Below are 12907 nucleotides of genomic sequence, written 5' to 3' on the forward strand. Positions count from 1 at the left end.
TAGATAAGGGGATGGAGTATGATTGAATTGGAAATTAGGATGGAGCGTCTTAGGAAAGAACAAATAGGCGATATTGTAGCATTATCTTCTTATATTGGCTGGGATTATAACAGAGAAGAAATTGAAACAGTTTTTAACTTAGGTATTGTATACGGCGTCTAGAATGAGCGTAAGGAACTTATTGCTAGCGCAGCAATAATATTATATGGGGAGGTGTTGGCATCTATCGGAATGGTAATTGTACATCCAGATTATAAGGGAAGAGGAATTGGAAAGATGATAACGAATTCATGCATGAATAGCGTATCAGCTCAAACTCCATTTATGCTTATTGCTACGGATGAAGGGAAGCCCTTATATGAAAAATTAGGATTTAGGGTAGTAAGTTATGTTTCTAAATATATTTGTAACTCGTACAATGCGAATCATAAATGTGCAGAAAATGAAGAATATATGGTGGTTTATAAAGAGGGTGATCTAGAAGGAATAATAAAAATAGATGAAGGCGCATTTGGGACAAGCCGAAACGAGTTTTTAAAACAAAGAATTATGCAAAGTGAGCGGTGTGTCGTTGTAAAGGATACGAAAGAAAATGTAGTAGGATACGGTATATGTATACAAACGCCAGAAAATAAAATAATTGGACCAGTCGTTGCTAAAAATAATGCGATGGCAATGAGAATAGTACATGATTTAGTAAGAGGGCATAATGGAAAATTAAGAATGGATGTACCAGAAGGAAAGAAAGATTTCATGAAAGAATTAGAGATTGCTGGTTTTAAAAAGGTGAATACACCACCAATTATGATGAAAAATAGTAATCGGTTATTAAAAAGAAATAGTGAACTATATAGTATTGCAGCACAAATTTTTGGATAAAAAAGAATCCTTTTAAATGAAGGATTCTTTTTTGAGCTAATTTAATCACGATATTGGTCATGAGTTGGCTGAAAGAGGTCTTCCTCGATATCTCTCACCATAGAAAAATGATCAACGTTATAATGACCGTGTAAAGTTTTATTGTGATGAGCAATAATTTGCTCTGCAGACAATACGTTAGAATCAGTTGTTGAATGACCGTTTTTAATTAATGTAACGTCAAATCCTTGTACAGTGGCTGTCCTAACGGCAGTATCAATGCAATGTTCTGTTTTACAGCCGCCTATAACAATATGCTTAATGTTTTCTTCTTTTAAAAGTTCAAGTAAAGAAGTGCCGTAGAATGAATTGGTTGCTGCTTTATTAATAAAGATTGCAGACTGAGGTACTTGAATTTGATTATGTACTTCAAATCCTTCGCCACTACCAGAAGCAACATCGACATCTCTTACGAAAACAATAAGAACATTGGAATCTATTGCTTTCTGCATGGCTGTATTTAGTGTAGATAATAGCTCGGTTTTACGAAAAACTTCATTTTCTTGCTCATTTCCATCAATTAATTCTTGCTGAGCGTCGATAATTAGTAGTGCTTGTTTCATCGTGTCTCCCCTTTAATATGAAATAAGTTCCACTGTACATATTCCTTCAGATTGTTAGGAAATCCTCCATTGCAAGCAAATTAGAAGATTGATTTACAAAGTTGTCAAAGAAATTTCATTCTCATAGCGTGTAAAAACATGTATGATAGGAGATGGAGAATTTTTGAGTAGGTGGGAATAACATGCAAACAGTAGAAGATTATCTTTCATTCTTACATACGAAAGGATTTAAATTATCAGAGGAAGCACAAGGGTTTATTATGTTTGGACAAGGATATACTGGTGCGTCTGATGGGATTGTGAATGCAGCAATAGAAGCGACAATTAAACATCAATTGCAGTTTGATGGTAGTTATTTCGTTGCGTTATTAGAACGATTGAAAGAGGAAGAAATTACAGATAAAAAAAGCGCTAAGGCTTTTATGCGGAAGTTACAAGCGTAACTTCACGCAGCCTGCGCTTCTTTTTTTGTTTTGGAAGGCAATTCAACAAAAATCATGCCCAGGAAAATACATAGACATCCGATAATAGCAGAAATAGAAAGTTGTTCATTTGCAACGAGAACGCCTGTTAATGCAGCAAAAACGGGTTCCATTGCGAAAATAATTGCTACTCTCGTTGGAGAAGTGTGCTTTTGGGCCGATGTTTGAATGAAAAAAGCAATAGATGTTGCAAACAGGGCAGTTAGAAAGAGTGCGAATAAAAAAGATTGATTCGTCCATAGTGATACTGAAAATAATTTTTCCCAATCTTCAAACAAGAAAGCGCAAATAGAAGAAAATATACCAACAGCTAATACTTGAGATGTGCTTAATAATAAAGGTGATATTTTCTTAGAAAAGAAGCCGTTAATAAGAATATGGGCAGCGAAAGCGATTGCACAACCGAGAACAAGTATATCTCCTATATTTAATTGGAAAGAATCAGCAGCTGTTAATAAGTATAAACCTGTTGTAGCTACAGCAATACCAAGTACAATGAAAATGGTAGCTTTTTGTTTTAAAAAGATAAAAGATAGAATTGGTACCATAACGATACTAAGCCCTGTTAAGAAGCCTGCTTTTGAAGAAGTTGTATAAAGTAAGCCGAATGTTTGTAATACATAGCCAACACATAAAAAGAACCCAACGATTAATCCAGCGAGGCTACTCTGTTTTATATCTTGTTTTGAAGTGTTTTTTGAGAAAATCATTTGAACGAATAATAAAATAATTCCAGCGAATAAAAAGCGAATACCATTAAAAGTAAATGGACCAACGAAAGATATAGCGTTTTGAACGACAACAAACGTAGCTCCCCAAATAAAAGAGACAAATAATAAAGCAAGAGGAGCAATCCACTCTTTTTTCACACTCATACCCCCGTTAATTTTGTAAGATAGCTTTTCTAGCTAATTCATCAGCTACTTTATTTTGACTACTTGGAATCCACTTAATAAAAAAGAGATCGAAACTTTTTATGTACTGTAGTGCTTCCTCTAATAGTGGTGCGAACATTTTATTTTTTGCGTATTCTTTTTCGACAGATCGCTCGACAAGTTGTGAATCTGTACGAAAAGAGACAATGTTATAATTATGCTCCGTGCAATATTTTAATGCCGCAAGTAAAGCGTGGTATTCTGCTTCATGATTGGACATTGTCCCAAGGGGCAATGATAATTGTACAGCTGGTTGAACGCCTTTAATAAACACCCCTGCACCAGAAGGACCAGGATTTCCTTTTGATGCACCATCAATATATACTTCAATCAAAATGAGAAACCTCCAAATTATAAGATGATCCCCTACTTAAATATTTTTTGAAGTAGGGGATAGAGTAGTTATCCGATTGTGATGCTGTAACGACATGTAAATGTTTCATTCGCTTGTAAAGATTGAATTCCCTTTTTGTCCTTGAAATCTTTTGCTGGTTTTACTTCATCAGCGATTCCATACCAAGGTTCAATACATAAGAAAGGTGCGTTATCCCCTGGTGTCCATACGCCGACAAATGGGAACCCATCAAATTCTACTTTTACAAATTTATTATGTTTATGAGAACGAATCGAAATTTCATTTGTATTCATATTTTCAAAAATAAGTGCATCATTTTTGAATAAATCATATGTAAGTGGCAATTCAGTCGTATTTTCAGCGATTAATTGCTTTTTGTTTGAAAGATAAGGTCCTTCTAATACGCTTGTTTCTAAGCGTTCCGAACCATTAAACGATAAGTGATAATCTGTAAATGATTCACCGTCCAATAAAGGGAAGTTGAATCCAGGATGTGCTCCGATTGAGAAGAACATCTCTTTAGAAGTAGGATTGTTTACTTCATATGTTACATGAACGTTTTGTCCTTCTAGCTCATAAGAAACGAGTAATTCGAATTTGTATGGGTATTTTTTTAACGTTTCTTCATTACTAGTAACGATATAAGTGATCTTTGTTTCACTTTGTTCTTTCACAGAGAAAGTAAGATCACGAGCGAAACCGTGTTGTGTTAATGAATATGGTTTACCGTCTACGTAGTATGTATTATCTACTAATCGGCCGACAATTGGGAACAAAATTGGTGCGCGACGTCCCCAATATGTAGAATCACCTTGCCATAAATATTCTGTGTTGTCTTCTTTTAAGCGAACGCTTTGTAATTCTGCACCTTTGTCAGAAATGGAAACGATCACTTTTTCATTTTGGATTGTTGCTGTCATGAAGTGAAACCTCCTAAATCTTTCATATGTTTCATTATACGTTGTCTAAAAGGAAAAAGGTAGTTTATGATAGGAATCTATTGACGAAAGAGGGGCTACCACGTAAAATATAATCTTGTTGCTTAAAAAACGAATAACGTGGTTCGAAACCATCCCACGTAAAAAAACTAAGGAGATTTTGTCATGAATATTAGAACTTTAGTCGGTAATGGTATTTTAGCGGCATTATATATTGCTGTTTCTATGCTTATTCAGCCATTTGGCTTTACGAATGTACAATTTCGTATTTCAGAGATGTTTAATCATCTCGTTGTATTTAACAAGAAAGCAATTTACGGAATTGTATTAGGTGTATTTTTAACGAATCTCTTTTTCTCACCTATGATCGCTTACGATTTAGTATTTGGAGTAGGGCAATCTATTCTTGCGTTAGTTGCAACGATTATTTCTATGCGATTTATTAAAGGTGTTTGGGCTCGTATGATTTTTAATACAGTTATCTTTACGATTACAATGTTTATGATTGCAATTGAACTTCATCTTGCATTGGATTTACCATTTATGTTGTCTTGGTTAACGTGTGCAATCGGTGAATTTGTTGTCATGGCGATCGGTATGCCTGTAATGTACTGGATTAATAAGCGAGTACAATTTGAAAGATTTATGTAATAGATGAAAGAGCTATTCCTATAGGGATAGCTCTTTTTGTATGTAATCATATTGAATATAATGCTGTGACTCTTGATAAAATATAATAAAATAAAGTGAGGCTTTCATTAGCTGGCTACATATAAGAAGTCTTACATAAGGGGAATCTAGTATGAAATATAAAATTCATTGGTTGTATAAAACGAAGCGAGGATTGCAGACGGAATTAACAACAGATTATATGAACATAGAAGAAATACTTCAATTTGCAGAGGATTTTGAGAAAACAGGAAGAGCTAAGGAACTTTTATTTTACGATGAAATGGATGCAGAATGGTCATTAAAGGAAATGAAAAAACTGAGTAAACAAGTAGAGGAAGAGCCCCAAGAAATACTCGTTTATTTTGATGGGGGGTATGATGTGCAAACGAAAGAAGCTGGCGTTGGTATATGTGTGTACTATAAAAAAGGAAATACAAACTACCGCATTCGCCGCAATGCATATATAGAAGGTATAGATGATAATAATGAAGCGGAATATGCATCACTATTATACGGTATGAATATACTCGAGGAACTAGGGATTAAGTATGAAGCAGTTACACTTCGCGGAGACTCACAAGTGGTACTGCAGCAATTAGCCGGAGAATGGCCTTGTTATGATGAACATTTAAATCATTATTTAGATCAAATTGAACAAAAGGCGAAGCAAATGAAATTAAAACTTGTATGTGAGCCGATATCTAGAAAACAAAATAAAGAAGCACATCAATTAGCAACGCAAGCATTAGAAGGAACAGTTATTGATAGTCATAAAGAAATAACCGAATAGAGAGGTGCAAAGGTGGATAAAAAGCAACTCATTACAGAGGTAAATGACTTATTAGAAACATATTGTGAAGGATGTTTCTTGCGAGAACATAATCGAAAGACAAATAGTAAATATTATGCACATTCATTTTGTATAAGACAGTGTACAGTTGGAGAAACATTGAAAAAGTATGGAGAACAGTTGTCATAAAAAAACATCCAGAGAAAATTCTCTGGATGTTTTTTTAGTGCTTTGCTTCTTTTAATTGCTGCTCGCATTTGCTTAGTTTCTTTTCCTCGTTCATTAAAAATGGTTCATCTAAATCTACTGCAACAGATTTCATAATTTCAAGCTGTGAGCGAGCTGCTTCTACTGCAGTAGTGGCATGCTCTAATGTGTCTGGATCCATTGAAATTGTTGCAGAACCTACCATCTTTTGTGCTGTTTCTACACGGAATTTTACTTCTTCAAAATCATTTACTTCTGATCCCATTAATAATTCCTCCTTTGTATAGTGCGCATTTTACATAGTTTTTGCTCTGTAAAACGGAAATATACAAAGGAATAACAAAGAAGGTTACCAAGTAAGGTAACCTCCTGTTATATGTAGGATTAAAGTTTTACTACGTTAGCAGCTTGAGGTCCACGGTTACCTTCAGTAATGTCGAAAGATACTTCTTGACCTTCTTCTAAAGCTTTGTAGCCGTCTCCTTGAATAGCAGAGAAATGTACGAATACATCGTCAGCGCCTTCCATTTCGATAAATCCAAAACCTTTTTCGTTGTTAAACCATTTTACTTTTCCTTGCATGTTACAATTCCTCCTAAAAGCGTTTACTATTTTCATTTAGTGAAATTCATTTAAAGAAATAATATAAACTAAAAATGCTATATTCTTGAATATTCTGCTAAATGATTAATTTAAATATACACGAATTGGGAGAATTTAGTCAAGTAAGCGGTTTTATTTTTTTATATTTTTAAATAATTTTCCAATCAAATTTTAAATAGGTATAGGACAGGCCGAGTATGTAATATTCTTAATTGAATGCTATACATAACGAGGTGAAAGAATGAATAAGTCTTACTTATTAGATAATGAAGGAATGAGAACGAGAACTGACATACCGAATTGGGTTGCAAAAGAATTTGAGATTTTTTCAAGTGTCGTGTTAGAACCAACTTTTCCATGTTATTTCGGTTTAACTGCTTTGAAAAAGAATGAACTTCGTTATTCATTTCTTTCTCATAATGATTGGAGTCATTTGCCGCATACAATGTTATCTTTTTTAGAGTTAATGAAAGAGAGGCCGATTGTAAGAAGGGGCTTTTTCCTTTTTGTAGAACCGCAATGTGAAGAACAATCACTCGAATATTACCGTGATTCCTTTTGGAAAGTGTTACAGTATTTACATGAAAACGATAATCAAGCATGGCCAAAGCAAATTCCTGAAGATCCAGACCATTATTTATGGGAATTTTCATTTGGTGGTGAGCCAATATTCGCATTTGGAAACGCGCCAGCTTATAAACAACGAAAAACTAGACATTTAGGGAATTCTCTCGTTATTGGGTTTCAGCCACGCACTATTTTTGATGGATTAGAGGGGGATCGTCCTAAAGGAGCATATTCAAGACAAATGGTCCGTGAGCGAGTTGAAAAGTGGGATCAATTGCCGAAACATCCTAACATTAGTCATTATGGTGACCCAGAGCATCGTGAATGGAAACAATATTTCATAGGAGACGATGTAGAACCAATAAAAGGGAAATGTCCTTTTCTTCATAGGATAGAAAAGTAAGAGCCATCACCTAGATGGCTCTTTTGTATATTTTGGATAAAAAAGGGTATTTTATTATGAAAGCTAGTCTATTTTTTCAAATTACATCATTAACTAGTAGTAAAGAGATTAGAAAGGATAGAGCGATGTTTGGAGCAATTATACAGCAAATCGTATTAGGTATTTCATTAGCTGCGCCAGTAGGGCCGATTAATATTGAAATGTTAAAACGAGGAATTGAACGTGGGTTTTGGCATGCTTGGGTTGTTGGAATTGGTGGAATGACTGCAGATGTTTTATTTATGCTTCTCATTTATTTCGGTTTATCTTCTGTGTTTATGTATACATATGTACAAGCCTTCATGTATTGCACGGGTTTTTTCTTGTTATTTTATTTAGGATTTCAAAGTGTAAAACAAGGAATTTTCCACTCGAATATGGAATATAAAAAAGAAGAGGTAGGTGGCCTTAAGCAATCGTTTATGGCAGGATTTTTAATTGCGATATCCAATCCATTAAATCTTGTTTTTTGGTTTGGTATATACGGAAGTACACTTAGCTCATTACTTACGAAGGTAACGAAACAAGAAGCTTTTTTGTACAGTCTTTGCATTATTGCTGGTATTATTTTATGGAATTTAAATATTGCTTTTTCTGTACATTTTGGAAGAACTTTATTAAAACCAAAAGCACTTGGCTACATAACAGCCGGAGCAGGTATTATTTTAGTAGGTTACTCTATACATTTTGCATACAAAGCTTTACAGTTGTTCACATAAGATTGAAGGGGAGATTTTTATGTATCGAACCACTATTGACGGAAAAGAAATTATCATTACGTTAGCGCCAAAAATCCGAAAAGAAATTATTGATAGAAATCCACTATATGAAGCGGTATTTCATAATGCTGCAAGATTGCTACAAACAAAGCAACCGACGTTTGCAGTAAATCATGAAATATTTGGTCTCATTATTGGAGAAGTGCAAAGAGGAGAAGTAACAGTGTTTGCAGTGGAACATATTATTCCGAAGCAAAATATATTTGGACCAAACAATTTTTTCTCGACAATAGAACAGCAGGCAAATTTGTAAAGTGAATAGAAAAGAAATAGTCGTAACGATATGTTGCGGCTGTTTTTTGGGAAAAGGGGAAAACAAGATGAAGAAAGTGGGGAAAGAGTTCTTTTTACAACATGATATCGTTATTATGTATAGCATTCTATTTATTTTCATTATTATTTTAAAAATGCAATTTTTCTCTTGGGTTGGCATGTTAGCATGTATGTTTGGGATTGTTTTCTATACACTTAATGAATATATGACACATCGTTTTTTATTTCATATAAAGCCACCTAAAAACACATTTCTATTAAAAATGTTAAGAAGATTACATTATGATCACCACGTATATCCAGATGATTTAAAACTTTTGTTTTTACCTGTATGGTTTAGTATACCTAGTTTTACTATATATTTACTTATAGCATATGGTATTACAAAAAGTGTTACTATTACACTTTCATTTGGAATCGGAATGATTATTATGCTGCTCGTTTACGAATGGAAACATTATATTGCCCATAGACCGATTCGTCCCGTCACTAAGTTTGGAAGATGGCTAAAAAAACAACATATATTACACCATTATAAAAACGAAAAGTTTTGGTTCGGTGTTTCAAATCCAGTATTCGATTTTATATTTGGAACACTTAAAGACGGAAAAGAGGTTGAGTTAAGCGAAACAGCTCGTAATTTAGAAAAGGAAAAAAAGACAAAAGTAGTGCGTTAAGCACTGCTTTTGTCTTAATGAGGAAAAAATAAGTAAGGTGTCACTTTATGTTGAAAAAGTATATTAAAAATTTAGGGGAAATTGCCGAAAAATGTCTATCAAAAAATCTTTGCATGAATGCATGGATTGTCTACAATAAGTATAAGTTTCTGAATATTTATAAAATTTAGTCTTTATGTATGCAAGGGGGAAGTGCATTTTAAGTAAGAGAGGGGATCGGTTAATGAAACGAGATGATACATCAGCACGTAAGTTGCAAAATGAGGTGAATTATACAGAGGTCGTTCAGTCGGAAGAGTTTCAATTGTTATTAAATACGAAAAAGAAGTTTATCATTCCAATGAGTATTTTCTTTTTTAGTTTTTTTATCGCATTACCTATTTTAACATCGTATTCAAAGGTGCTCAATACACCTGCATTTGGTGACGTTACATGGGCGTGGGTATTTGCTTTTTCCCAATTTATCATGACATGGGCACTGTGTATGATTTATAGTAAAAAAGCAGAATCATTTGATGAAATCTCCCGAAAAATTCTGCAAGATATGCAAAAAGGGAGGGGCTGAACTTGAATACTACTGCGTTTGCACTATTTTTAATTATTGTTCTTGGTACGCTTGTCATAACCTATTTTGCATCGAAAAAAACGAAAAATGCGAGTGAATTTTATACGGCTGGAGGGGGATTAACTGGTTGGCAAAATGGTCTGGCCATTGCTGGAGATTACATGTCTGCTGCTTCATTTCTTGGTATAGCCGGGGCAATCGCATTAACTGGGTTTGATGGATTTTTTTATAGTATCGGCTTTTTAGTTGCTTATTTAGTTGTACTATATCTTGTTGCAGAACCGCTTAGAAATTTAGGGAAGTATACTTTGGCGGATATGATTGCAGCACGCTTTGATGCGAAAAAAGTTCGCGGAGTCGCGGCTCTTAATACGATGACGATTTCTATCTTTTATATGATTGCACAATTAGTTGGCGCGGGTGCACTTATTAAATTATTATTAGGGATTGAATATACGACATCTGTATTAATCGTTGGAACACTTATGACGGTGTATGTTATTTTTGGGGGTATGACAGCAACGAGCTGGGTACAAATTGTAAAGGCTGTATTACTTATGGCTGGTACGTTTATTATTTCTGTTATCGTTTTCGCAAAATTCAACTTCAGCGTGACTGAAATGTTCGCTCAAATGAAAACAGCTACACCATTAAAAGATTCATTTTTAAATCCAGGTGTAAAGTATAAGGATGGTCTTGATACACTTTCTTTAAATTTAGGACTAGTACTTGGTACAGCTGGATTACCACATATACTTGTCCGCTTTTTTACAGTACGTGATGCAAAAACTGCACGTCAATCTGTCGTTTATGCGACGTGGTTAATTGGTGCATTTTATATTATGACGATTTTCTTAGGATTTGGTGCGGCGGCTTTTGTAGGAAATGAAGCGATCATTAAAGCGAACCCAGCTGGTAATATGGCGGCACCTTTATTAGCAAAAGCGTTAGGTGGAGATTTCTTATTTGCTTTCGTATCAGCAATTGCTTTTGCGACGATTTTGGCTGTAGTGGCAGGTCTTGTATTAACAGCAGCATCAGCATTTGCACATGATTTTTATAATGAGATCATTCGCAAAGGGAAATCAACGGAAAAAGAGCAAGTATCCATGGCTCGTTATGCATCTATTGGAGTAGCGATACTATCCATTATACTTGCATTATTTGCCCAAACATTAAACGTAGCATTTTTAGTGTCTTTAGCATTTGCTGTTGCGGCGAGTGCAAACCTACCAGTTATATTATTTACAATATATTGGAAGCGTTTTAACACAACGGGTGCGATCTCTGGTATGATTGTAGGTCTCGTATCAGCAATTGTTCTTGTAGCCTTGAGTCCTAATGTTTGGAACCCTGTAGCTGGAAAAGCTATTTTTGTTGGGGAAGCGTTATTCCCATATACGACACCAGGAATTATTTCAATTCCACTCGGATTTCTTGCAGCATATTTAGGAACTGTTTTATCTAGTAAGAAAGAAGATGTAGCGAAATTTGATGAAATTCTCGTGAAATCTAATACTGGTCATGGTATTAGCGATGCGTCTTCACATTAAATAAAAGAGGAGCTTTTCGATAGATGAGAAAAGCTCTTTTTTCTTTTGGAATTTTCTTGTAAATATTACTGATTTATAAGTAGGATTTGTCTTAATTTTGTGGAATGAAAATAGCAGGGAGAAATTTAAATCATCATGGCACCAGCGCAGCTTTTGTGAAAAATAAGTTGTTATGGAAGGTGGAAGTAATGATGAAAACGAAGCAAACTGATGAATTATTAGCAAAAGATGAGCAATATGTTTGGCACGGAATGCGTCCCTTTAGTCCAAATAGTACAATGGTAGGGGCAAAAGCTGAAGGGTGCTGGGTTGAAGATATACAAGGAAAAAGATATTTAGATGGTATGAGTGGTCTTTGGTGCGTGAATAGTGGATATGGAAGAAAGGAGCTCGCAGAAGCGGCTTATAAGCAATTACAAACATTATCATACTTTCCAATGTCACAATCTCATGAACCAGCTATAAAGCTTGCTGAAAAGTTAAATGAGTGGCTTGGGGGAGAGTATGTTATTTTCTTCTCAAATAGTGGTTCAGAAGCGAACGAAACAGCTTTTAAAATAGCAAGGCAATACTATGCGCAAAAAGGTGAACCACATCGTTATAAATTTATGTCACGTTATCGTGGGTATCACGGGAATACAATGGCGACAATGGCAGCGACGGGACAAGCGCAGCGTAGATATCAATATGAGCCGTTTGCTTCAGGCTTTTTACACGTAACACCACCGGATTGTTACCGTATGCCTGGGATTGAAGGGCAGCATATTTATGATGTAGAATGTGTGAAAGAAGTCGATCGTGTTATGACGTGGGAATTAAGTGAAACAATTGCCGCTTTTATTATGGAACCAATTATCACAGGCGGTGGCATATTAATGCCACCACAAGACTATATGAAAGCTGTTCATGAGACGTGTCAAAAACACAGTGCGCTACTTATTAGTGACGAAGTGATTTGCGGTTTCGGGCGTACAGGAAAAGCATTTGGATTTATGAATTATGATGTGAAGCCAGATATTATTACAATGGCAAAGGGCATTACGAGCGCATATTTACCATTATCTGCAACAGCTGTGAAAAAAGAAATATATGAGGCTTTTAAAGGTAAAGGAGAATATGAATTCTTCCGCCATATTAATACATTTGGTGGAAATCCAGCAGCTTGTGCATTAGCACTTAAAAACTTAGAGATTATGGAAAATGAAAATTTAATCGAGCGATCTGCGCAAATGGGTTCCCTTTTATTAGAGCAACTAAAAGATGAAATTGGGGAACATCCCCTTGTTGGGAATATTAGAGGAAAAGGTTTATTAGTTGGAATTGAATTAGTAAATGATAAAGAGACGAAAGAGCCAATTGATAACGACAAAATTGCAAGTGTCGTAAATGCTTGTAAAGAAAAGGGTTTAATTATAGGACGCAACGGTATGACAACAGCAGGATATAATAATGTCTTAACATTAGCACCGCCGCTTATTATATCAAGTGAAGAAATTGCCTTTGTTGTTGGAACGTTGAAGACGGCGATGGAACGTATTTAATAAATAGAGAGAGGAGCGAGCTGTAATATAAGGCTCGCTTTTGTTTA

At 35.0% G+C, this 12907-nt stretch carries 17 protein-coding genes, 1 pseudogene and 1 riboswitch; of the genes and pseudogenes, 12 read left to right on the top strand and 6 right to left on the bottom strand.

Annotated elements, in window-relative coordinates; genetic code table 11:
- Nucleotides 1-18: 18 nt before the first annotated feature.
- Nucleotides 19-879, top strand: a pseudogene (locus tag JFU02_RS27465) (GNAT family N-acetyltransferase).
- 41 nt (nt 880-920) lie between these two features.
- Here the strand turns inward: JFU02_RS27465 and JFU02_RS27470 are convergent.
- Complete coding sequence (locus tag JFU02_RS27470) at nt 921-1481, bottom strand: cysteine hydrolase family protein (RefSeq protein ID WP_000806326.1); 561 nt, start codon at nt 1479-1481, stop codon at nt 921-923.
- Nucleotides 1482-1663: 182 nt separating this feature from the next.
- Between JFU02_RS27470 and JFU02_RS27475 the strand changes: the two genes are divergently transcribed.
- On the top strand, nt 1664-1924 hold the full coding sequence (locus JFU02_RS27475; RefSeq protein WP_001195212.1) for a DUF6123 family protein: 261 nt from the start codon (nt 1664-1666) through the stop codon (nt 1922-1924).
- Nucleotides 1925-1926: 2 nt separating this feature from the next.
- Here the strand turns inward: JFU02_RS27475 and JFU02_RS27480 are convergent, their stop codons facing one another.
- From JFU02_RS27480 to JFU02_RS27490, 3 genes are all read right to left on the bottom strand, one after another.
- A complete protein-coding gene (locus tag JFU02_RS27480) occupies nt 1927-2832 on the bottom strand; it encodes a DMT family transporter (RefSeq protein WP_000712598.1) in 906 nt (301 codons plus the stop codon).
- Nucleotides 2833-2845: 13 nt separating this feature from the next.
- Nucleotides 2846-3232 (bottom strand): reverse transcriptase-like protein, encoded by a 387-nt coding sequence (locus JFU02_RS27485; RefSeq protein WP_201071920.1) that lies wholly within the window; start codon nt 3230-3232, stop codon nt 2846-2848.
- 68 nt (nt 3233-3300) lie between these two features.
- On the bottom strand, nt 3301-4173 hold the full coding sequence (locus JFU02_RS27490; protein WP_086405892.1) for an aldose 1-epimerase family protein: 873 nt from the start codon (nt 4171-4173) through the stop codon (nt 3301-3303).
- Nucleotides 4174-4305: 132 nt separating this feature from the next.
- Nucleotides 4306-4350: riboswitch (PreQ1 riboswitch) on the top strand.
- A gap of 6 nt (nt 4351-4356) precedes the next feature.
- On the opposite strand from JFU02_RS27490, the gene JFU02_RS27495 reads away from it, so the two are divergent.
- From JFU02_RS27495 to JFU02_RS27505, 3 genes are all read left to right on the top strand, one after another.
- Complete coding sequence (locus tag JFU02_RS27495; protein WP_001026473.1) at nt 4357-4842, top strand: QueT transporter family protein; 486 nt, start codon at nt 4357-4359, stop codon at nt 4840-4842.
- Nucleotides 4843-4993: 151 nt separating this feature from the next.
- Complete coding sequence (locus tag JFU02_RS27500) at nt 4994-5653, top strand: ribonuclease H family protein (protein WP_086405893.1); 660 nt, start codon at nt 4994-4996, stop codon at nt 5651-5653.
- 12 nt (nt 5654-5665) lie between these two features.
- A complete protein-coding gene (locus tag JFU02_RS27505) occupies nt 5666-5842 on the top strand; it encodes a zinc-finger domain-containing protein (protein WP_000358801.1) in 177 nt (58 codons plus the stop codon).
- Nucleotides 5843-5876: 34 nt separating this feature from the next.
- On the opposite strand, the gene JFU02_RS27510 is transcribed toward JFU02_RS27505, so the two are convergent.
- Together JFU02_RS27510 and cspB are read right to left on the bottom strand one after the other, a co-directional pair.
- Nucleotides 5877-6125: a DUF2564 family protein gene (locus JFU02_RS27510; protein ID WP_000534399.1), complete on the bottom strand. Its 249-nt coding sequence runs from the start codon at nt 6123-6125 to the stop codon at nt 5877-5879.
- Between the two features lie 119 nt (nt 6126-6244).
- Nucleotides 6245-6442: a cold shock-like protein CspB gene (cspB, locus tag JFU02_RS27515; RefSeq protein ID WP_001161731.1), complete on the bottom strand. Its 198-nt coding sequence runs from the start codon at nt 6440-6442 to the stop codon at nt 6245-6247.
- Between the two features lie 262 nt (nt 6443-6704).
- Here cspB and JFU02_RS27520 point away from each other — a divergent pair, with 262 nt between their 5' ends.
- The 7 genes from JFU02_RS27520 to JFU02_RS27550 all read left to right on the top strand — a co-directional run bounded on the left by JFU02_RS27520 (nt 6705) and on the right by JFU02_RS27550 (nt 12860).
- Nucleotides 6705-7433 (top strand): YqcI/YcgG family protein, encoded by a 729-nt coding sequence (locus tag JFU02_RS27520; RefSeq protein WP_001043774.1) that lies wholly within the window; start codon nt 6705-6707, stop codon nt 7431-7433.
- Nucleotides 7434-7447: 14 nt separating this feature from the next.
- Entirely contained in the window at nt 7448-8191 is a 744-nt protein-coding gene (locus tag JFU02_RS27525; protein ID WP_001196840.1) for a LysE family transporter, read from the top strand.
- A gap of 19 nt (nt 8192-8210) precedes the next feature.
- The gene (locus JFU02_RS27530) at nt 8211-8504 is read left to right on the top strand and encodes a hypothetical protein (protein ID WP_000286356.1); all 294 of its coding nucleotides are present in this window, start codon (nt 8211-8213) and stop codon (nt 8502-8504) included.
- 67 nt (nt 8505-8571) lie between these two features.
- Nucleotides 8572-9201, top strand: coding sequence for a sterol desaturase family protein (locus JFU02_RS27535; RefSeq protein ID WP_000755392.1), 630 nt, complete (start codon nt 8572-8574; stop codon nt 9199-9201).
- A 223-nt stretch (nt 9202-9424) separates the two neighbouring features.
- Nucleotides 9425-9766, top strand: a complete 342-nt coding sequence (locus JFU02_RS27540; protein WP_000817366.1) for a DUF485 domain-containing protein — start codon at nt 9425-9427, stop codon at nt 9764-9766.
- 2 nt (nt 9767-9768) lie between these two features.
- Nucleotides 9769-11319, top strand: a complete 1551-nt coding sequence (locus JFU02_RS27545) for a solute symporter family protein (protein WP_061666859.1) — start codon at nt 9769-9771, stop codon at nt 11317-11319.
- A 191-nt stretch (nt 11320-11510) separates the two neighbouring features.
- Entirely contained in the window at nt 11511-12860 is a 1350-nt protein-coding gene (locus JFU02_RS27550) for an aspartate aminotransferase family protein (protein WP_000850967.1), read from the top strand.
- The last annotated feature ends 47 nt before the right edge of the window (nt 12861-12907 follow it).

The organism is Bacillus sp. TH13 (genome assembly GCF_016651175.1).
Classification (GTDB): domain Bacteria; phylum Bacillota; class Bacilli; order Bacillales; family Bacillaceae_G; genus Bacillus_A; species Bacillus_A thuringiensis_S.